16 protein-coding genes, 1 tRNA gene and 2 riboswitches are annotated in these 20883 nt (G+C 62.9%); of the genes, 6 read left to right on the top strand and 11 right to left on the bottom strand.

Annotated features, from left to right (window positions below):
• Positions 1–26 precede the first annotated feature (26 nt).
• The 3 genes from P3T42_RS26215 (at position 27) to P3T42_RS26205 (ending at position 2462) form a co-directional block, all read left to right on the top strand.
• The gene (locus P3T42_RS26215; RefSeq protein ID WP_074301248.1) at positions 27–1175 is read left to right on the top strand and encodes a branched-chain amino acid ABC transporter substrate-binding protein; all 1149 of its coding nucleotides are present in this window, start codon (positions 27–29) and stop codon (positions 1173–1175) included.
• A 283-nt stretch (positions 1176–1458) separates the two neighbouring features.
• Entirely contained in the window at positions 1459–1833 is a 375-nt protein-coding gene (locus tag P3T42_RS26210) for a hypothetical protein (RefSeq protein WP_429307641.1), read from the top strand.
• Between the two features lie 8 nt (positions 1834–1841).
• Positions 1842–2462, top strand: a complete 621-nt coding sequence (locus P3T42_RS26205) for a hypothetical protein (RefSeq protein ID WP_429307640.1) — start codon at positions 1842–1844, stop codon at positions 2460–2462.
• A 65-nt stretch (positions 2463–2527) separates the two neighbouring features.
• On the opposite strand, the gene P3T42_RS26200 is transcribed toward P3T42_RS26205, so the two are convergent.
• From P3T42_RS26200 to P3T42_RS26165, 8 genes are all read right to left on the bottom strand, one after another.
• Entirely contained in the window at positions 2528–4228 is a 1701-nt protein-coding gene (locus P3T42_RS26200) for a thiamine pyrophosphate-binding protein (protein WP_429307639.1), read from the bottom strand.
• A 174-nt stretch (positions 4229–4402) separates the two neighbouring features.
• Positions 4403–5791: an L-serine ammonia-lyase gene (locus P3T42_RS26195; protein WP_074301250.1), complete on the bottom strand. Its 1389-nt coding sequence runs from the start codon at positions 5789–5791 to the stop codon at positions 4403–4405.
• A gap of 30 nt (positions 5792–5821) precedes the next feature.
• The gene (locus P3T42_RS26190; protein WP_429307638.1) at positions 5822–6913 is read right to left on the bottom strand and encodes an alginate lyase family protein; all 1092 of its coding nucleotides are present in this window, start codon (positions 6911–6913) and stop codon (positions 5822–5824) included.
• Between the two features lie 166 nt (positions 6914–7079).
• The gene (gene gcvP / locus P3T42_RS26185; RefSeq protein ID WP_074301252.1) at positions 7080–10010 is read right to left on the bottom strand and encodes an aminomethyl-transferring glycine dehydrogenase; all 2931 of its coding nucleotides are present in this window, start codon (positions 10008–10010) and stop codon (positions 7080–7082) included.
• Positions 10011–10087: 77 nt separating this feature from the next.
• Complete coding sequence (gcvH, locus tag P3T42_RS26180) at positions 10088–10468, bottom strand: glycine cleavage system protein GcvH (protein WP_074301253.1); 381 nt, start codon at positions 10466–10468, stop codon at positions 10088–10090.
• A 64-nt stretch (positions 10469–10532) separates the two neighbouring features.
• Positions 10533–11651: a glycine cleavage system aminomethyltransferase GcvT gene (gene gcvT, locus P3T42_RS26175; RefSeq protein ID WP_429307637.1), complete on the bottom strand. Its 1119-nt coding sequence runs from the start codon at positions 11649–11651 to the stop codon at positions 10533–10535.
• Between the two features lie 84 nt (positions 11652–11735).
• Positions 11736–11898: riboswitch (glycine riboswitch) on the bottom strand.
• 48 nt (positions 11899–11946) lie between these two features.
• Positions 11947–12049: riboswitch (glycine riboswitch) on the bottom strand.
• A gap of 141 nt (positions 12050–12190) precedes the next feature.
• Complete coding sequence (locus P3T42_RS26170; protein WP_074301255.1) at positions 12191–12538, bottom strand: hypothetical protein; 348 nt, start codon at positions 12536–12538, stop codon at positions 12191–12193.
• 196 nt (positions 12539–12734) lie between these two features.
• Positions 12735–13787 carry an oxidoreductase gene (locus tag P3T42_RS26165; RefSeq protein WP_429307636.1) on the bottom strand — a complete coding sequence of 351 codons (1053 nt, stop codon included), beginning with the start codon at positions 13785–13787 and terminating at the stop codon, positions 12735–12737.
• Positions 13788–14105: 318 nt separating this feature from the next.
• On the opposite strand from P3T42_RS26165, the gene P3T42_RS26160 reads away from it, so the two are divergent.
• Together P3T42_RS26160 and P3T42_RS26155 are read left to right on the top strand one after the other, a co-directional pair.
• Positions 14106–16190 carry a UvrD-helicase domain-containing protein gene (locus P3T42_RS26160; protein WP_074301257.1) on the top strand — a complete coding sequence of 695 codons (2085 nt, stop codon included), beginning with the start codon at positions 14106–14108 and terminating at the stop codon, positions 16188–16190.
• Between the two features lie 115 nt (positions 16191–16305).
• A complete protein-coding gene (locus P3T42_RS26155) occupies positions 16306–16908 on the top strand; it encodes a hypothetical protein (RefSeq protein WP_429307635.1) in 603 nt (200 codons plus the stop codon).
• Positions 16909–16985: 77 nt separating this feature from the next.
• Here P3T42_RS26155 and P3T42_RS26150 read toward each other — a convergent pair whose 3' ends face one another.
• Positions 16986–17900 (bottom strand): c-type cytochrome, encoded by a 915-nt coding sequence (locus P3T42_RS26150; RefSeq protein ID WP_429307634.1) that lies wholly within the window; start codon positions 17898–17900, stop codon positions 16986–16988.
• A gap of 282 nt (positions 17901–18182) precedes the next feature.
• On the opposite strand from P3T42_RS26150, the gene P3T42_RS26145 reads away from it, so the two are divergent.
• Positions 18183–18258: transfer RNA gene (locus P3T42_RS26145), tRNA-Arg, on the top strand.
• Between the two features lie 105 nt (positions 18259–18363).
• On the opposite strand, the gene P3T42_RS26140 is transcribed toward P3T42_RS26145, so the two are convergent.
• Complete coding sequence (locus P3T42_RS26140; RefSeq protein WP_429307633.1) at positions 18364–19782, bottom strand: TniQ family protein; 1419 nt, start codon at positions 19780–19782, stop codon at positions 18364–18366.
• Entirely contained in the window at positions 19773–20873 is a 1101-nt protein-coding gene (locus tag P3T42_RS26135; RefSeq protein WP_429307632.1) for an ATP-binding protein, read from the bottom strand. Before P3T42_RS26135 ends, P3T42_RS26140 begins: the two co-directional genes overlap by 10 nt.
• Positions 20874–20883: the final 10 nt, after the last annotated feature.

The following is a 20883-nucleotide window of genomic DNA, read 5'->3' as shown; positions in this document are numbered from 1 at the left end:
CTCACACCTGGTACCAAGGAGAAGCTATGCAACACAAGATGAAACAGCTGGCTGGCGCGACGCTCGTCGCAGCCATGTCACTGGCGGGGGCGGCACACGCACAGCAGGTCGAAGACGTGAAGGTGGGTTTTGCTGGTCCGATGACGGGCGCACAGGCTCACTACGGCAAGGACTTCCAGAACGGCATCACGCTGGCTGTGGAAGAAATGAACGCCACGAAGCCGGTGATCGGCGGCAAGCCGGTGCGCTTCGTGCTGGACTCGGCGGACGACCAGGCTGACCCGCGCACCGGCACGACCGTTGCGCAGAAGCTGGTGGACGACGGCATCAAGGGCATGCTCGGCCACTTCAACTCGGGCACGACGATCCCGGCTTCGCGCATCTACGCGAACGCGGGCATCCCCGAAATCGCCATGGCGACGGCGCCTGAATACACGCAACAAGGCTTCAAGACCACGTTCCGGATGATGACGTCCGATACGCAGCAAGGTTCGGTCGCGGGCACGTTCGCGGTGAAGAGCCTGGGTATGAAGAAGATCGCGATTGTCGATGACCGTACGGCTTATGGCCAGGGTCTGGCTGATCAGTTTGAGAAGGCTGCCAAGGCTTCCGGCGCTACTATCGTCGATCGTGAATTCACTAACGATAAGGCTGTCGACTTCAAGTCGATTCTCACCAAGCTGAAGTCGGTGAATCCGGATCTGATCTATTACGGTGGTGCCGATTCGCAAGCCGCGCCGATGGTCAAGCAGATGAAGACGCTCGGCATCAAGGCTCCGCTGATGGGCGGCGAGATGGTGCATACGCCTACCTTCCTTTCGCTGGCGGGTGATGCGGCTAATGGGACGGTGGCTTCGCTTGCTGGCCTGCCGCTGGATCAGATGCCCGGTGGCGCTGACTACGTCGCCAAGTACAAGAAGCGCTTCAACGAAGATGTGCAGACGTACTCGCCTTATGCCTATGACGGCGCTATGGCTATGTTCGATGCTATGAAGAAAGCTAACTCCACCGATCCGGCCAAGTATCTGCCGCTGCTCGCCAAGACCGATATGCCCGCTGTTACTACCACTCATCTGGAGTATGACGGCAAGGGTGATCTTAAGAATGGTGGGATCACGCTTTATAAGGTTGTCGATGGGAAGTGGACTACTTTGCAGAGTGTTGGTGGGAAGTAAGTTGTTTTTTGCCTGACGGCGCCTGGTGGTGGCTCTTTTTGTCGCTCTTTGAGCCGTTGGCTGTTGGTTGATAACGCTCCGCGGGTCTTTGGGCTCGTGGGGCGTTTTCTTTTTTCTGTTTTGGCCTTTCCTTGATTTCTTAGTGGTCTATTGGCGTCGCCCCTGTGCGGGGCGGCACTTACTTTCTTTGCCGCCGCAAAGAAAGTAAGCAAAGAAAGCGGGCTCACACCGCTAGCCCGTAGTGAGCCATCTTTGTTCGTTATCCTTAGTGGTCCGAGACGAGATGCGTTCTCGCATCTCGTGCGTTCGTGACTCAGCGCTCATTCGTTCCAACGTCGCGCTTCGCGCTTCGTCGGGCGGCATAACCCTTTTTTCCGCCGCTGCACTTCGTGCACGGCTGCCCCCCATTAGCCATTCGGATGACTCGTCGGTCCGTCAAAAGTCCTCAACCGATGTCAAAAACCTGCTGGCCTCGGGGAACGTGACGCCGGAGTTCGTCGAACGCGTCATCGTCAAAAGCGATGGGACCGAGCACGTATCGTCGCCGTATCACAGGTTTGCGGAGATCGACGTTCACGTGGTCGCGTCAAGTGGCTGGTACGTGAAGTTCTACTTCATCGGCAATCCAGACACCATGTTTGTTAGCGTTCGTCAGTGAGCAAAACCGTGAACACAAAACTGTATGAAGAAGGTGAGAAGAGCAAGGCAATCTGCTCCAGTTGCCAGCAGATCGTCACCTCCACCTTCGCCCGGCGCGATGTGCCGTTTAGCGACGGCAACGGCGAAGTGAAGAACATCCTCGTCTCTGTCTGCGACCTCTGCGATCAAGTCGTCGCCATCCCCGCGCAGTCCACGCCGGCTATTCGCGAAGCACGGCAGAAGGTCGTGAAGCCCATCGAGGCACAACTGCCCGCCATCTATCTGGATATGCTCGACCTCGCCGCGTTCACCATCGACAGCACAAACTCAACCGAATTTCGCAAGGTTCTGATGGTCTTCTATCTGCATCGCTTCGCCTCCGGCGAGTACCCCAGGGAGCGCTTGCTGAAGGCACACCGTACGGCCGTCGAGCGTTTCAAGGAGGAGCGCGGCGCCGCGCGCAGGCGCCTCTCCATGAAGGTGTCGCTGCGTATCGCCGACGACATCAAGACGCTCGTCGACAATACGTCCATGAGTCAGACGGAAGTGATCAAGTCCGTGATCTATCAGATTCAGACAGACGTCGTCGAGGCCCGCAAGCCAGCTTTGCTGAAGGAACTCAGCGCCTTGTCCGCGATTTCCGCCTAGCAGCAGTTCGTCGTCAGCGCGTTGGGCGGTCCCGGCCAGCAAGACCACCCCGTCGTCGCCTGCTTCTATTCTCCCCGCAGCTTGCGGCCCTGCTCCCGAATCTGCTCCAAGGTCGCACCAGGCGTACTCGCTTCCTGCGGCATGCGAATTTCGATCACCGCTGCGCGCTTCGCCGCGAGCGATCGCTCGAGCGCCGGCAGAAAATCCTCCGTGCGCTCCACCGTCTCGCCATGCGCGCCAAACGACCGCGCGAACGCCGCGAAATCCGGATTGGTCAGGCCCGTGCCATGCACACGGTTCGGATAGTGCCGCTCCTGGTGCATGCGGATCGTGCCGAAGTGGCTGTTGTTCACCACGATGAATAGCACATGCAGGTCGTACTGCATCGCCGTCGCCAGCTCCTGAGCAGACATCATGAAGCAGCCGTCGCCGGCTAGCGCCACCACCGCACGCTGTGGGTAAAGCGACTTCGCCGCAATCGCCGCCGGCACACCGTATCCCATCGCGCCGCTGGTCGGCGCAAGTTGCGAGCGGAAATGCCGATACGAGAAATGCCGGTGCAGCCACGTCGCGTAATTGCCCGCGCCGTTGGTCAGGATCGCGTCGTCGGGCAAGTGCGCGCGTAGTTGCTGGATCACTTCGCCCATCTGCACGTCGCCGGGAATCGGCCGCGGCGTGCGCCAGTCGAGATAGGCGCGGTGCGCCTCCTCCGCGCTTCCCGCCCATGCCGGTTTTCCAGTGGGAGGCTGCAACGCGGCCAGAAGCGAGGCGAGTTCGGGCATCCCCGAGACGATCGGCAGATCCGCCGAATACACGCGGCCCAATTCCTCCGCGCCTTGATGCACGTGGACCAAGGTCTGCTTCGTCTTCGGAATGTCCAGCAGCGTGTAGCCGCCGGTCGTCGCTTCGCCGAGACGCGGGCCCAATGCAAGCAGCAAGTCCGCATCGCGGATACGTTTCGCCAGCGCGGGGTTAATGCCGAGCCCGACATCGCCTGCGTAATTCGGGTGTTCGTTATCGAGCGTGTCCTGGAAGCGGAACGCGAGGCCAATCGGCAACTGCCAGTTCTCGATGAAGCGCTGCAGATCCGCGCAGGCTTCGGGTGTCCAGCCGCTGCCGCCGGCAATCACCATCGGCCGCTGGGTGCCTCCCAGCAGTTGCCGTAGTTGCGTCATCTGCGTGGCCGAGGGCGAGGCGGCCACACGGTGATACGTCGGCGCGCCCGGTACCACAGGGCACACGTCGCTCAGCACGTCTTCCGGCAACGACAACACAACCGGGCCCGGTCGTCCTGAGGTCGCGGTGTGGAACGCGTGGCTAAGATATTCGGGAATCCGCTTCGGATCGTCGATCTGCGCGACCCACTTGGCCATCTGGCCGAACATGCGTCGATAGTCGATTTCCTGGAAGGCCTCGCGGTCCAGATGCTCGCGTGCGCATTGGCCGATCAGCAGGATCATCGGCGTCGAGTCCTGGAACGCGGTGTGTACGCCAATCGAGGCATGCGTCGCGCCAGGCCCGCGCGTGACGAGTGCCACGCCCGGGCGGCCGGTCAGCTTGCCGATCGCTTCGGCCATGTTGGCCGCGGCCGCTTCGTGCCGGCAGACGACGGTCTGGATACGCTCGGTCTCGTCGTGCAGCGAGTCGAGTACGGCAAGGAAACTCTCGCCGGGGACGCAGAAAACACGTTCGACACCATGGGTCAGCAGGGCATCGACTACAAGGCGCGCACCAGTGGTGGTGGCGGAATCATTCGGCAGCGGCATTGCGATGAAGCCTCCAGTCGGGTCGGTCGGCTGGTCGGCCATGGGGTAGCCGACGGGCTTCGACAGCTTACGCCGAGTGGGCGACTGGTGTCACGAGGACGGGCGATGCCGCAGCGCATCAACGGCGAGGCGCGGGAGGGCGTCGTTAGCCGCCCGCCCTCGCGCCACGCGACCTCAGCACTCGACGATATTCACCGCCAGGCCGCCGCGCGAAGTTTCCTTGTACTTGGTCTTCATATCGGCGCCCGTCTCGCGCATCGTCTTGATGACCGAGTCCAGAGAAACATAGTGACTGCCGTCGCCACGCAGCGCCATCCGCGCCGCATTGACCGCCTTCACCGAGGCCATCGCATTACGTTCGATGCACGGAATCTGCACCATGCCGCCCACCGGATCGCAGGTCAGCCCCAGGTTGTGTTCCATGCCGATTTCCGCGGCGTTCTCCACCTGCTCCGGTGTGCCGCCCATCACGGCAGCGAGCGCGCCCGCGGCCATCGAACAGGCCACGCCCACCTCGCCCTGGCAGCCCACTTCCGCGCCCGAAATCGAGGCATTCAGCTTGTACAGAATGCCGATGGCCGCCGCTGTCATCAGAAAATCGATCACGCCTTGCTGGTTCGAACCCGGCATGAAACGCGTGTAGTAATGCAGCACCGCAGGGATGATGCCGGCCGCGCCGTTGGTCGGCGCGGTGACCACCCGTCCACCGGCCGCATTCTCTTCATTGACGGCGATTGCGTAGAGATTGATCCAGTCCACCATCGACAGCGGATCGCGCAACGCCAGCTCCGGATTGCCGGACAAGGAGCGATACAACTGCGGTGCGCGCCGCTTCACCTGGAACGGCCCGGGCAGCGTGCCGTCCGCATCCGGATTGCCGATGCCGCAACCGCGCGCGACGCACGACTGCATCACGTCCCAGATTTTCAGGAGGCCGCTGCGCGTTTCCTCTTCGGTATGCCACACGCGCTCGTTTTCCCACATCAGTTGCGCGATGCTCTTGCCGGTCGCCTTGCACAGCGCAAGCAACTCGTTGCCGCTGCGAAACGGATGCGGCAACTGATCGACGGCGCTCAGCACCTTGGTATTCGGCGCGCCCGCTGTGACGACAAACCCGCCGCCTACCGACAGATACGTCGCCGCACGCAGCGTCTCACCCTGCGCGTCGAACGCGTGCAGCTTCAGCCCGTTCGGATGCTCGGCAAGCGCCTGACGATAAAACGAAATGTGATCCTTCTGCACGAACGGCACCGGGTGCGTGCCGAGCAGCGCCAGCGAGCGCGAGGTGCGCACCGTTTCCAGACGTTGCGCGATCGTCTCGGGATCGACGGTATCCGGCGCATCGCCCATCAGGCCGAGCATCACACCGCGATCCGTTCCGTGGCCCTTGCCGGTTGCGCCGAGCGAGCCGTACAGATCGACCTTCACGGAAGACGTGGCCGCCAGCAGTCCGTCGCGTTCGAGCCCCTGGACAAACATCAGCGCCGCGCGCATCGGCCCGACCGTATGCGAACTGGACGGACCAATGCCGATTTTGAAGAGGTCGAACACACTGACTGCCATTACTGCTCCTGCAAAAAGAAAATATCGGGTTTACCGCGCCGGCAGCGGCAGGCACACGGCCAGCCATGCGGGCGGGTTGGGCGCCAGATGCAGCGCGACTGGCGCATAGCGGCCATCCAGCCGCGCAGCCAGGTTAAACAGTTCCGTCGCGTTCTTCGGATCCCACTGACCCGAATAGCCCGGCAAGCCGGCTTCGCGACGTTTTGCATCGAACGGAACGTCCGAATGCACAAATTCGTCATGCGTCTTCGTGCCCAATGCGTAGGGCGTCAACCAGTTCAGCGCGGCGCCCAGCGTCGCACCGTTGGTGGCCTTCTCCGGCAACCAGTTGCGGTTGTGGCGGCGAGCCGCCAGCGCCGCGGTCACGAGCGGCTGCAAGTCGTAGGTCACGTAATGCAGCGCATCGCGTTCCTTGAAATCGATCGTCGAACCATCCGGTTCGATGTTGTCGCCAATGTGCTCCACAAACAGACGCTGCGCCGCGTTGATCATCTTGCGGTTGTCGAGCGTGAAGGCAGCCATCGCAATCAGCTTGATGCGGTGACTCTGCCAGTTGTTACGAAACGTGCCGGTCAAGGGGCGCGGCTGCGCGTCGATCTGCTCGATGTAACCGTTGCCAAGTTTCGTCAGAAACGCCATTGCCGCGTTGCGGGTCTTCACCGGCAAGGCGCTCGCCGTCATGTCGTAGGCGAGGATCAAACCTTCGAAGCGGGTTTCGTCGATCGGGTTGAAGCTCGGCTCGTAGATGGTGACCCATGCGTACAGCAGACGGTCGACCAGCTTCAGATAGCGATCGTCGCTGGTGGCGCGCCAGGCGAGCGCGGCGTCGCGCAGCAGGTCGAGATCCTTCTCCGCTTCGACGCTCTGGTCGTAGATGCCCTCGTGCGGCAGCGTGCCTTCGGTGTGCAACTTCGACACTGCGTGGGCCGGGTCGTTCAGATGCGCTTCCACATTGCTGACGAGCGCCTTGACGCCAGGATCGGCATTGGTGCGCTCGCTCGTTTGCAGCGCAGGCGCCGCACAGAAATTCATCGCGGCGCGGGCCTGCCGCGCCGGCAGCATGATGGCGCTGCATACCAGCAGCAGCGCCAGCGGGGTTCCCGCTGCCTGCCATGACGGCATGCGCCCTGAATGGCTTCGGCTTTGCATCATTAGCACCTTTCGCACCATGCGAAACTCCTTCGTTGGGCTGATTCGGTGTGTGATGTTAGCCGTTCCCGGGCACGAACGACAGGACCGCACACTGCCCTCAGGCGGTGCGCGGTTCAGGACAGCGGCTGAAGCGGCGTTACGCGTAATCCGCGATCGGCACGCAGGAGCAGAACAGATTGCGGTCGCCATACACGTTGTCCGCACGGCCGACCGGCGGCCAGTACTTCTTCGCGATCAGCGACGGCAGCGGATACGCCGCGGTTTCACGCGGGTAAGCATGCTTCCAGTCGTCGGCAATCACCACGGCTGCGGTGTGCGGCGCGTGCTTGAGCGGATTGTCTTCGCGGTCCAGACGGCCTTCCTCGACGGCGCGGATCTCCTCGCGGATCGCCGTCATCGCTTCAATGAAGCGGTCGAGTTCTTCCTTCGATTCCGATTCGGTCGGCTCGACCATCAGCGTGCCCGGCACCGGGAAGCTCATGGTCGGCGCGTGGAAGCCGTAGTCGGCGAGACGCTTGGCGACGTCGTCGACGGTTATGCCGCTGGTTTCCTTGATCGGACGCAGATCGAGAATGCACTCGTGCGCGACCAGTCCGCCCGGGCCCGAATACAGCACCGGATAGTGCGGCGCGAGCTTGTTGGCGACGTAGTTGGCGTTGAGGATCGCGGTTTCGGTCGCAGCGGTGAGATTCTTCGCGCCCATCATCGCGATGTACATCCACGAGATCGGCAGGATCGAAGCGGAGCCGTACGGTGCGGCGGACACTGCGCCAATGCCGTCAGCGGTGCGCTCGTAGCCCGACGACACCTGGTTCGGCAGGAACTTCGCGAGGTGCGCGCCCACGGCCACCGGACCGACGCCGGGGCCGCCACCGCCGTGCGGAATGCAGAACGTCTTGTGCAGGTTCAGGTGCGAGACGTCGCCGCCGAACTGGCCCGGCGCCGTGAGGCCGACCATCGCGTTCATGTTGGCGCCGTCCACGTAGACCTGGCCGCCGTGCGCATGCACGATCTCGCAGATTTCGCGTACGTTCGCTTCGAACACGCCGTGCGTGGACGGGTACGTGATCATGATGGCTGCGAGCTTGTCCGCGTGTTGCGCGGCCTTCGCCTTCAGGTCGTCAATATCGACGTTGCCTTGCGCGTCGCACGCCACCACCACGACCTGCATGCCGGCCATCTGCGCCGACGCCGGGTTCGTGCCGTGTGCCGAAGCGGGAATCAGGCAGACGTTACGATGCCCTTCGCCGCGCGAGGCGTGGTACGCGTGGATGATCAACAGACCGGCGTATTCACCTTGCGAGCCCGCGTTCGGTTGCAGCGAAACCGCCGCGTAACCGGTTGCCGCCACCAGCATCTGCTCGAGCTGATCGATCATTTCGCGGTAACCGACCGTTTGCTCGGCCGGCGCGAACGGGTGAATCTGACCGAACTCCGGCCACGTGACTGGCAGCATTTCCGAGGTCGCGTTCAGCTTCATCGTGCAGGAGCCGAGCGGGATCATCGAGCGGTCGAGCGCCAGATCCTTGTCCGACAGGCTGCGCAGATAGCGCAGCATTTCCGTTTCGGAATGGTGACGGTTGAAGACGTGGTGCGTCAGGTAAGCGCTGGTGCGTTCGAGCGCGGGCGGCACGGTGCTCTCTGCGGGCAGTTCGGCGTCGAGCGCATCGATTTGCGGCACGTCGTTCACGAACGCCGCTTGGGCGAACACGGCCAGCAGATCGGCCAGATCGCTGCGCTTGGTGGTTTCGTCGATCGAAATGCCGACGCGCGTATCGCTCACGCGGCGCAGGTTGATGCGCTTGGCGGTCGCGGCGTCATGCAGTGCCTGGGTGCGGGCGCCGGTTTCGAACGTGAGCGTGTCGAAGAAGGTTTCGTTGACGAGCGTGTAGCCGAGCTTCTTCGCGCCGGCGGCGAGCAACGAGGCGATGCGGTTGACGCGTTGCGCGATCGTCTTCAGTCCTTGCGGGCCGTGATAGACCGCGTACATGCTGGCCATGATCGCGAGCAGCGCCTGCGCGGTGCAGACGTTCGAAGTCGCTTTTTCGCGGCGGATATGCTGTTCGCGTGTTTGCAGCGCAAGACGCAGGGCGGGCTTGCCCTGTGCGTCGACCGTGACGCCGACCAGACGCCCCGGCATTTGCCGCTTGAATTCGTCGCGCACGGCCAGATACGCCGCGTGCGGGCCGCCGAAGCCAACCGGCACGCCGAAACGCTGGGTGTTGCCGACGGCGACGTCCGCGCCCCATTCGCCCGGCGGCGTGAGCACGGTGAGCGCGAGCAGATCGGCGGCGACCACCACATGGCCGCCCGCTGCGTGGATCGCTTCAGCGAGTGCGCGGTAGTCGCGCACATCGCCGTTCACGCCCGGGTATTGCAGCAGCACGCCGAACGCATTGGCGTTGGCGGCGTCCGCCGCCGGGCCGACCTTCACTTCGATGCCGACCGGCGTGGCGCGCGTCTTCACCACTTCGATGGTTTGCGGCAGCACGTCGTCGGCGACGTAGAAGACGTTCGACTTCGGCTTGCCCACGCGTTGCAGCAGGGTCATCGCTTCGGCGGCGGCGGTGGCCTCGTCGAGCAGCGACGCGTTGGAGATGGCGAGGCCGGTCAGGTCGATGATCATCTGCTGGAAGTTCAGCAGCGCTTCGAGACGGCCTTGCGAGATTTCCGGCTGATACGGCGTGTAAGCCGTGTACCACGCCGGATTTTCGAGCACGTTGCGCAGGATCACCGTGGGGGTGTGCGCGTTGTAATAGCCCTGCCCGATATACGAGCGGAACACCTGGTTCTTGTCCGCCAGTTCGCGCAGCGCGGCGAGCGCTTCGGCTTCGCTCTTCGGCTGCGTGAAGGGGCCGAGCGGCAGCGTTTCGCTGCGGCGGATCGTCTGCGGAATCACGGCGTCGATCAGCGCGGCGCGCGACGCGAAGCCGAGGGCTTCGAGCATCGCTTGCTGGTCGGCCGAGTCCGGGCCGATGTGCCGTTCAGCGAAGGCATCATGCACTTCGAGCGCGGCGAGCGAGAGAGGAGTGCGGTTCATCAGACGATCCGGGTGTTCGAGCTTCATGGGGTGTTCCTGGCGGTGCGGCCGTCCGCGTTCGTCGGACGCCGCACCTGACGGTTGATACGAGTGTTGAATGCCTCTTAGGCGCCGATGGACTTCGTATAAGCGGCGGCGTCGATCAGGCGGTCATGCGTGGCGTCGGCGGCCGGCTTGATCTTGAACAGCCAGCTTTCATACGGCGCGCTGTTGACGGAGTCCGGCGTGTCGGCCACGGCCGTGTTGGCTTCGATGATTTCGCCCGAGACCGGCGCGTAGATATCGGAAGCGGCTTTCACGGATTCGATGACCGCGACGGTGTCGCCGGCGGTCACGGTCTTGCCCAGTTCCTGGACTTCGAAGAAGACGATGTCGCCGAGCGCTTCTTGCGCGTGGTCGGTGATGCCGACCGTCAGCGTGCCGTCTGCTTCGGTGCGGACCCATTCGTGCGATTCGGTGTATTTCAGATCGGCCGGGATGCTCATCGGATGCTCCTATGCGGTGTGTTCGGGAATAGCTTAAAAGAGGGGGCGTACGCGACGGAGCCGCTTAAACCGCAAGCACCTTGCCGTTGCGCACGAACGGCAGTTTTACCACGCTTGCGGGAAGGGCTTTGTCACGGATTTGCACGTGGACGATATCGCCGGGTTTCACGTCCTTCGGTACGCGCGCGAAGGCGATGGATTCCTGCATGGTCGGCGAGAACGTGCCGCTGGTGATTTCACCGTCGCCGTGCGGCGTGACGACCTTCTGATGGGCGCGCAGCACGCCGCCCGCCTTGCCGTTTTCCTTCTGCAGGATCAGGCCGACGAAAGCGGCTTGCGAACCGTCGGCTTCGAGCTTCGACTTGCCGACGAAGTCGCGCGGCGACGTCAGGTCCACTGTCCAGGCGAGACCGGCGTCCAGCGGCGAGACGTTGTCGTCCATGTCCTGGCCGTAGAGGTTCATGCCGGCTTCGAGACGCAGCGTGTCGCGCGCGCCGAGACCGGCCGGGCGCACGCCCTGGCGTTGCAGCGCGTCCCAGAACTCGCAGACGGAGGCGGCCGGCAGCACGATTTCGAAACCGTCTTCGCCGGTGTAGCCGGTGCGGGCAATCATCAACTCGCCGAACGGCGTGTTGTCTACAATGGCCGCGTTGAAGGGCTTGAGCAGTTCCGTGGAGGTGCGGCTGGACGGTGCGACTTGCCAGACTCTTTCGCGGGCGTTCGGTCCCTGCACGGCGACGATCGCCAGATCGCGGCGCGGCGTGATGGTGAGGCCGTAGTGGCCATCGGCGTTCAGCTTGCCGAACCAGGCGACGTCCTTCTCGGCCGTGCCGGCGTTGACGACCAGGCGGAAGTGATCTTCGCTGAAGAAATAGACGATCAGGTCGTCGATCACGCCGCCATCCGGGTTCAGCAGGCAGGAGTAGAGTGCGCGCCCCGGGGTTTGCAGCTTGCCGACATTGTTGGCGAGGGCGTGTTCGAAGAAGGCGCGCACGCGCTCGCCCTGGAAATCGACGACGCACATGTGCGACACGTCGAACATGCCGGCGTCGGTGCGCACGGCGCGGTGTTCGTCGATCTGCGAGCCGTAGTTGACGGGCATGTCCCAGCCGCCGAAATCGACCATGCGGGCATTCAGCGCGCGATGGGTGGCGTTAAGCGGGGTGTGTTTGAGTTCGGTCATCAGGGCCTCAGGCAATCTCGACGGATACAAAAAGGCCATGCGGCTTGATCCCTCGCGGCCAAAATGCCTGCGAGCGATGCCATGCATGACCCCTCTGTCCTCGATACCTGAGAGATTGCGCTGCCGTGCGGGTTTGCAAGCCTTTGCAAGCCGTGACGGCGAAACGCGCGCCCCTTCGGTGGGCAGCCTGCCTGGCATCGACGATGTCCTATGCCGCTGGCTACTGCCGCTCTCCAGAGTGCGAAAAACCGGTGCCTGATGGAAGCCCGGACGATGCCGGTATCAGACGGGTTCTTCGACGCGGTCGGTCCTTTTGCCTGAGAGTTTGCGGGTGTGCCCCTTCGGCGGCGCGGCCTGCGAAAAACAATGCGGCCAGCGCGCTCTCCCGACGCGTGCGGCGAATGTACGCGAGGCCCGGAGGCTTGTCAAATGGAGGCTTGAGAGGACGGCGCGGTGGTGCGATGCACACGGCGCACGCCAAAAAAAAGCGCGGGGAATGATCCCCGCGCCTGTGCTTTCACAGCAGATTGCCGAGAGGCTTACTCGCCGATTGCGTGCGCTGCGCCGTCGAGTTCCTGGTTCAGCACGCGCTGTTCGTCGCCGGACAGGCCGCCGCCATGCTGCGCCGCCATGTCATGCGCTTCCTGACGGATCACGTCGAGGCGGTGATGCAATGCGCCGCCTTGCGGGGGCGGGTAGTAGCCTTGATTGACATGATTGTCGATGCGGTGGCTCAGGTTGTCGGCACGGCCGTAAACCTGATTCAGGCGTTGAATGGCGATTTCATGCTGGTCGGGGTGCGGTGCCGGGGGCGGCGGCGCGACCACGCAGGCGGCCAGCGAAGAAACCAGCGCCACACCTGCCAGCGCACGGATGAAACGTTGCATACCTACTCTCCTAAGTCGTCGTCTTTTCGTGATCGATGCTCAGATCGATATCGTGTAGCAACGGCTAGCCGCTGCTACACGCTGACCTGAACTCAGCAATATATTGTAACGGAGCGTTCCTTTCGGAACTGTTGGCAGCGGTTACCGTCATGTAAGCCGCAACTTGCGATGACTTGCCACGACCTGCGTCGCGTTCTCAGCGAATCCGCTCGAATGGCAGGCGCTGGCCTTCCTCTTCGCTGCGCGCGGCCAGTTCGATGATCGTCATGACGTCGACGGCGTCTTGCGGCCTGACCGGGAAGCGTTCGCCGTCGAGGATCGTGGCGGCCAGCGCCTGATAAAAACCGACGTAGTCGCCATCACGGGTGGGCAAAGTACGCTCCACTTCCTGATTGTTCGCGTCCAGCACGCGCAGCAACCCCGCCGCATTGCCGCCGCCGAAACCGGCGTCGCCAGGCCGCAGCCCCGCTTTCAACTGATCTTCCTGAGTGTCGAGTTCGCGTTTGACGTAGCTGCCGCGCGTGCCGTCGATGGCGAAACGCGGCGGCGCGAGAGCGGTGAGGGCGCTCGCGTGCAGCACGACTTCGAGGCCGGGGTAACCGAGTTGCAGATGCACGTAGTCGGGCGCGCCGCCGCCGTCGCGATACGTCTTGACGGTGGCCGACACGGTCGCCGGCGCGCCGAACAGCGCAAGCGCCTGGTCGATCAGATGCGGCCCGAGATCGAACAGCAGGCCGCCGCCGCGCGACGCCTCTTCGCGCCAGCGCGGCCGCACATCCGGACGAAAGCGGTCGAAGTGCGATTCGTAGTGCGTGACGCGGCCCAACTCGCCGCTCGCGAGCAGATCGCGAACGGTGAGGAAATCGCCGTCCCAGCGGCGATTGTGAAACGGCGCGAAGGTGAGGCCGCGCGCCAGCGCCAGATTGGCGAGCGTCATGGCCTCCGTGGCCGTCAGCGTGACCGGCTTGTCGACCACCACGTTTTTGCCGGCTTCGAGCGTGCGTTTGGCGAGGTCGAAGTGGGTATCGTTCGGCGTTGCGATCACGATGCACTGGAGGTCGTCGAGCGCGAGCAGGGCGTCGAGATCGGGCACGACGGTGGCGCGCGGATAGTCGGCGCGGGCCGGCTCGGGCTTGCTGGTGGCGATCGCCGCGACGGTGGCCCGGCCGCAGTGCTCAATCACCGGCGCGTGGAAGGTCGCGCCAGCAAAACCGTAACCCATCAATCCTGTTTTCAGCGGTGCAGACATGTGAGTTTCCTGCGAAAAAAGCGCGCCGCTTTGCCACCGCGGCGGCGGCGCGCGGCCTGTAATTGTGGCATGTCCCGCGTGCGGCCTGTTTCGGCGGCTCAGTTGGCAACCAGGTTGCCGACTTGGTTGCCAACCCGGTTGCCGGCGAAATAGCCAACCCAGTTGCCAACCTGGTTGCCAACTGAGCGGACGGCACGCGGGGCGCGGCTCGCGGAGTGCGTGCGGGCTTCGTGTTAACATCGCTCCTCTCGCGCGAATCGGCTCAGCCGACCTGCCGCCGCAGTTCCCCCCTCAACCGTAAGACCCCATCCACACACGATGTCCGCAGGCCTGAATCCCGCCCAAAACGAAGCGGTGCGCTATCTCGACGGTCCCTGTCTCGTGCTTGCCGGCGCAGGCAGTGGCAAGACGCGCGTGATTACGCAGAAGATTGCGCACCTGATCGAAGTCAAAGGCTTCGAGCCGCGCCACATCGCCGCCGTGACCTTCACGAACAAGGCGGCGGCGGAAATGCGCGAGCGCGTCGGCAAGCTGCTCGAGGGCAAGACGCTGACGACGCCCGGCAAGGAAGGCCGCAAGGTGCCCGTCAATCAGTTGACGGTGTGTACCTTCCACTCGCTTGGCGTGCAGATCCTGCGTCAGGAGGCGGAACACGTCGGCCTGAAGCCGCAGTTCTCGATCATGGATTCGGACGACTGCTTCGGCATGATCCAGGAACAGGTCGGCTCGACGGACAAGGGGTTCATCCGCAAGATCCAGTCGATCATCTCGCTGTGGAAAAACGGCATGATCATGCCCGACGAGGCGATGGCGATTGCCGCGAACGAGGACGAACATCAGGCCGCGATCGTCTACCGCAATTACGTGGCGACGCTGCACGCGTACCAGGCCGTGGATTTCGACGATCTGATCCGCGTGCCCGCCGAGCTCTTTGCGAAGAACGAGCAGGTGCGCGAGCGCTGGCAGAACAAGCTGCGCTATCTGCTGATCGATGAGTACCAGGACACGAATGCCTGCCAGTACGAACTCGTGAAGCTGCTGGCCGGGCCGCGCGCGGCCTTCACGGCGGTGGGCGACGACGATCAGGCCATCTACGGCTGGCGCGGCGCGACGCTCGAGAACCTGGGGCAGCTCAGCAAGGACTTCCCGAAGCTGCATCTGATCAAGCTCGAGCAGAACTACCGTTCGACGGTGCGCATCCTGACCGCCGCGAACAACGTGATCGCGAATAACCCGAAGCTGTTCGAAAAGAAGCTGTGGTCCGAACACGGCATGGGCGACACCATCACCGTGACCGGCTGCAACGACGAAGAGCACGAAGCCGAATCCGTAGTGTTCCGTCTGTCCGCGCACAAGTTCGAGCGGCGCGCGCAGTTCCGCGATTACGCCATCCTCTACCGCGGCAATTTTCAGGCGCGCATCTTCGAACAGGTGCTGCGGCGCGAGCGGATTCCGTACGTGCTGTCGGGCGGGCAGTCGTTTTTCGACAAGGCCGAGATCAAGGATATCTGCGCGTATCTGCGCCTGATCGCCAACGCCGACGACGATCCCGCGTTCATCCGCGCGATCACCACACCGCGGCGTGGCGTGGGCAACACGACGCTCGAAGCGCTTGGGTCGTTCGCGGGCCAGGCGAAGGTGTCGCTGTTCGAGGCGGTGTATATGGGCGGCATCGAGGCGCGGCTGTCGGTGCGCCAGGTGGAACCGCTGCGCACCTTCTGCGATTTCATGCAGCGCCTGACCGACCGCGCGGACAAGGATCCGGCCTCCGAGGTGCTCAACGACCTGATGGACGCGATCCACTACGAGGCGTACCTGTACGACGCATTCGACGAGCGCCAGGCGCAGTCGAAATGGCAGAACGTGCTGGAGTTTATCGAGTGGTTGAAGCGCAAGGGCACCAAGCCGGAGCCTGCGGCGGGGTCCGAGGCCACCGGCTACGACAACGCCGACGGTCTCGCGGATACCGGCAAGAACCTGCTCGGCCTGATCCAGACGGTCGCGCTGATGTCGATGCTCGAAGGTAAAGAGGAAGATCCGGACGCGGTGCGGCTTTCGACGGTGCATGCGTCGAAGGGGCTCGAGTATCCGCACGTGTTTCTGGTGGGCGTCGAGGAAGGCATCATGCCGCACCGCGGCGGCTCGGACGACGCGCCGATCGACGAAGGACGCATTGAAGAAGAACGCCGGCTGATGTACGTGGCGATCACGCGTGCGCAGCGCAGTTTGCATCTGAACTGGTGCAAGAAGAGAAAGCGCGCGCGGGAGACGGTGGTGTGCGAGCCGTCGCGTTTCATTCCCGAAATGGGCCTCGACGAAGCGCCGCCGCCGACGGCGGATGAGGCGCCGATGTCGCCGAAGGACCGGCTCGCGAGTTTGAAGGCGCTGTTGCAGAAGCCTTGATTCGGGGGCCGCGGTGGGTCTTGTTGGCAAGACCCCGTGCGCGGCAGGTGCATCGGCGCTTTGCGGGCGGTGTCGCGCTACAGTGGCGCGGCCTGCTCAACGGAGACCCGCCCGCATGACCACCCCGCCGCTCGCGCGCTGCCGTAGCGCGCTCGAAACCTATCTCGACGCAAAGGACAACACGCGTGCCGAGCGCATCGCCGAAGTCTTCGCGCCCGATGCGGTGCTCACCTTTTCCCTCGCCACCTCGAACATTGCGTTCCCGGCCAGCACGGTCGGGACGGCGGCGATCGCCAGGACGCTGGTCAGCGATTTCGGCGCGCAGTACGTGCAGTGCCGGACCTACTACGTGTGCGATTCGCTGACGGTGAGCGGCCACGAGATCGAAGCGTTGCCGTGGCTCGTGCTGATGCGCGAGCCGGCCGCGGACGCGCTGCGCGTCGGGCACGGCGTGTACCGGTGGACGTTTGGTTTCGACGCAGCGACAGATGAATGGCACGTGACGCACTTCCATATCCACATTGCACGGATGGACGTGGTGCCCGATCCGGATGGCGCCTTGCTCGCGGCGTTGCAGGACGGCTTGAGCTATCCGTGGCTGACGCCCGCCGCACTGCGCGAGCGCTTCGAGACGCTGGCACGGTCGACGCCTGCCCTGGCGTTCATTCATGCGTTTGCTGCGCCGGCTACTAGTCCGTCGCCCGATGTCAGCATGTAAAAAATCCCTGCCCGTATTGCTACGGGGCAGGGATTTTTGCTTTCCTGCTGCGACGACGCGCGAAACTCGCGCGCCGCTTATTTGGCCGCGCTGACCATGTAATCGACGGCGGCCTTCACGTCCGCATCCGACGCGTTCGATCCGCCCTTGGGCGGCATCGCACCCTTGCCGTGCAGGGCGTAGTTGTAGACCGTGTCCATCGGATCCTTGAGGCGCGGCGCCCAGGCGGTCTTGTCACCGAACTTCGGCGCATTGAGGACGCCGGCGGCGTGGCACGCCTGGCAAACCTGCTCGTAGAGCGCCTTGCCGGCCTGCGCGTTGTCGGCGCTCTGCGTGGCGCCCGCGGGCGCGGCTGCCGGTGCGCTGGCAATGGCGGCGAGCGCGGCCGCCGCCTGGGACGCCGCCGCGCCTGCATCCGCCGTGGCGCCGGACGCGGGAGCTGCTGCCGCTGCCGCTGCCGCACCTGAAGCGGCTTGCGCCGCGGTCGGCACCGGCGGTTCGGCAAGGTTGCCACCCGAGTTGTTCGCCATATAGACGACGGCGCGGGCGATTTCGTAGTCGCTATAGTCGTCCGGGCTGGTGCCGCCGCGTGCGGGCATGGCGCCCTTGCCGGTCAAGGCGGTGTGCCAGAGCGTGTCGAAGCCCTGCGCGATGCGCGGCGCCCAGTCGGCGGAGTTGGTGAATTTCGGTGCGCCTGCCGCCCCGGTGGCGTGACAGGCCGAGCAGACCGCCTTGTAGACTTCCTCACCGGTCTTGTAGACGCGTGGCGCGTTGGCGTCGCGAATGTCGACCTGGGCGAGCGGCGCGATGCGCGCGCTGACCTCGGCGTCGGAGAGGCTGTCGGTACCGGCGCCCGTGCGGGTCCAGTTGTTCGCGTAGACCGCGAGCAGGATGATGACTACGACCGGGATAGCAAAACTGGCGATGATCGCCGCAATGAGCTGTCCAGGAGTTTTGATCGGGGCTTCGTGATTATTTGGTGCTTCGCTCATGCTTGTCTCGTCTCCCGTGGGTATTGTGAGCGGTACAGCGTGACGGCAACGACCTTATTCTTTATTTAGCCACGGACGATTATAGACGCAGAGTTTCGGCGGCGGCGAGCGGCGGCTGGGGGTCTTCAGCGGGCGTTTACCCGAATTGGGGCTGGCGCCCCCAGGCCGGGTGCGGGCGCTGGCGGGGCCTCTCCGGGGCGGTCGGTGGACGGGTCGACGGAAACCGGGTATCCTCTCGGTCTCGCTTTAGCGCCACTTCCCCAGTGCCGCTCTCGTGGTGAAGCGCCCGTAGCTCAATGGATAGAGTACTGCCCTCCGAAGGCAGGGGTTGCTGGTTCGATCCCAGCCGGGCGCACCAATAGCGATAAGGCTTTCAGCGATTTCTCCCGTTTCCGTTTGTGAATTTTCGCTACGGATGTCGTAAACGACGCCCGTAGCTACCACGCAGAGTCCAGAGTTAGATTCAGCGCTTGAGTCGTTCCGAATCTGGACAAATCGCTTTCCCTCGTTTGCCTGACCCCGCCATTTTCACAGCCGTTGCAGCGAACGCCCCCAGATGCGCTTGCTGCACACGCCGGTAAGTTCCAGGAATAGCCTCCCCTTCTAAGCGCTTGAGCACTCGCCTTCGAGAGGGATAAATGCCGGCCGCGTGGAGCGCATTGTGCTCACTCAAGTACAAGTCGTTGAAACTATCTGTCGCCTCCCGGCGGAGAGACTCGGAGAGCTTGTGGCCGTGTGCGACCAGCCACTCCTGTTGCTGAGGGAAATTTCTTTTCAGATATTTCAACGAAATCCCGAGAGACCGAGCTGCTTCGGTCGCGTTAATCGCGCGGCCGCTGCGAATCAGCGCATCAAGCTCCGCGCGCAGCTCCGCTTGGGGGCGACGAGCACCCGTGCCTCCGGGTTGAATCAAAGGCCGTTGGTGGTCGCTCGACGCAGGTCGGAGCGAAAGCATCACGCTGTTTCCGAGCAGAATGTCAGCGATGGCGCATCCGCAGCAGTACGCAGTCTGCACGAGGCGCGGAAAGCTCATCTGCACGCCACCCTTTATCCATCCATGAACTTGGGATTTGCTGATACCCAGATGCGCGGCAAAGTGCGCTGATACGCCATCGAATAAGAGGCTAATCGCGTGCGTGAGAAAGATGGACTGAGCAGTTGCGGAATAGCCTGCCTCGGAAAAATACACGGCGTCGTCGAGCAAGTCCGCAATAAGGCGAGAAGTTTCGACCTCGAGCTCCGATGCCGCCACATGCGTTGGTGGCCCTGCGATTTTGTACTGGGTCGAAGGTTCTTGAGTGAAGGTTCCATTCTCCCGTTTCGAAGTGCGGCGCTTTTTGGCCTGAGGGCTGTTGACTAGCCGGAACCGATGTAGTGGGCACGCCTCGACCGCAGCAATACTCCACAACAATCGCTCATAGCAGTCGCGTCCAAGCCGAACGTCATTTTCGTAGCAGCCGGGACAGAAGCGCCCTTTCTTAGACAGAAGAACAAAATTAGACACGAGGTTTTTGAGCGGCAGTAAGGTACAGAGCTGCAGATTGTTGCGAAGGGTAAGGTAGTTCAGGGTCTGAGCCCAATGATTCGCCTGTTCCGTCAGGCCAGAGATATTGAGGTTGTATGCCGCTCGGCCGATGTCCCGCCCCATCCTGTCGCTGCTCACGTGAAAAAGCTCTTCCGCTGTCGGTCCAACGATTACCGTCGTAAGTGACCAGCGCGTCATTTCGTGTTCCTCGCACAGACGATTAAGGTAGCTGCCGAGGCTCTCGCGGTCTTCCCCCGAGCACCCGTAGGGCGCAAGACTAGCGAGAATCGACCGAGGCGGCGCGTCCTCCGGCCAGCCGCCTGGTAAGCTCCGGCGAAACGGAAATGTCATTGCCATTGCGCTCCTTCGCGGTCGCCGCTGTTCTTCTGGTGCCTGCCTTTGTCGAAGACGCGTGCCTTAGCGTTGTCGTGAATCTTCTTTGCACCGATGCGGACGCGCATTTCCGCAGCGGACGGGTAGGCGATGGGCTGTGACTTTGAAAGATAAGGCTGGATACTGTCTTCGCCCGCCAACGTCTCAGCCGCAATGGTTTCGTATTCAGCTGGACTCGGCAGTGCTTCCCAGACGTACTCATCTTTCCACGAGTGGCTGCCGTCGTAGGCACCCCGAGTGACTGCCTCAATCAGCGCGCCGGCCGCATAACCCGGCATACCAAGGTGGGCAAAGAAGAGTTGCTCAGTGTATTTCTTGAGGTCTACCCTGAACGGCAGGGGAATGTGAGCTTCGAATTCCTTGATGAACTGGGTGAACGCGTCGAAATCCTGCTGGTTGTCGCGATACCTTTCGAAATGAACCAGGCCGATGCGGCGTGCTATTTGTCCACTGGCATGAACGAGTTTCTCTGACCCGTAGGCGCCCACAAGGAGCAGGTTCATGCCGTTGCGATTCGCAAGCGATTTGAGCAGATTCCCGTATTGGAGGGGCTCAGTCGCGGAGTCGGTGAAATGCACTGCCTCGTCCAATATCAGGTGCCGGACGTTTCGGAAGCGCATCCCCTTCTCGAATCGCAGCCGTAGATTCCGAACCTTGTAATTGCTTTCGCTGATTTCGCCACCACCTTGATTTTCTGGGGTCAACAACTGCAAGTCCTCGGACAGATGTTGATAGAACAATCTCCAGTTGAATTGCTTTCCATCGGCGGCATCAATCTCGCTCAGGACGACCGGAATAACGCCGGGATTCTCACGAATTTCGACCTCGTAAAGCTTGAGCAACGCCTCTGCCTGTAGCGCAGCGAACGTGGATTTACCTACGCCGGATGGGCCCACAACGATGGTGAGAGAGAGGCCGGCGCCAGGAAGCATGCGTCGCTTAACCTCATCTATCACCCTTTCAAGATTTCGATGCATAAAGCGCAAGCCTTTAAGGTACGCACCCTTGTCGTCGGGGCTTCCGTGCAACGCATGTTCAAAGCTGATTGAGTTCATATGCACCTCT

It is taken from the genome of Paraburkholderia sp. GAS38 (assembly GCF_050434965.1).
Taxonomy (GTDB): Bacteria; Pseudomonadota; Gammaproteobacteria; order Burkholderiales; family Burkholderiaceae; genus Paraburkholderia; species Paraburkholderia phenazinium_A.
Note: the sequence above shows the minus strand (reverse complement) of the source record. Positions and strands in the feature narration are given on the sequence as shown.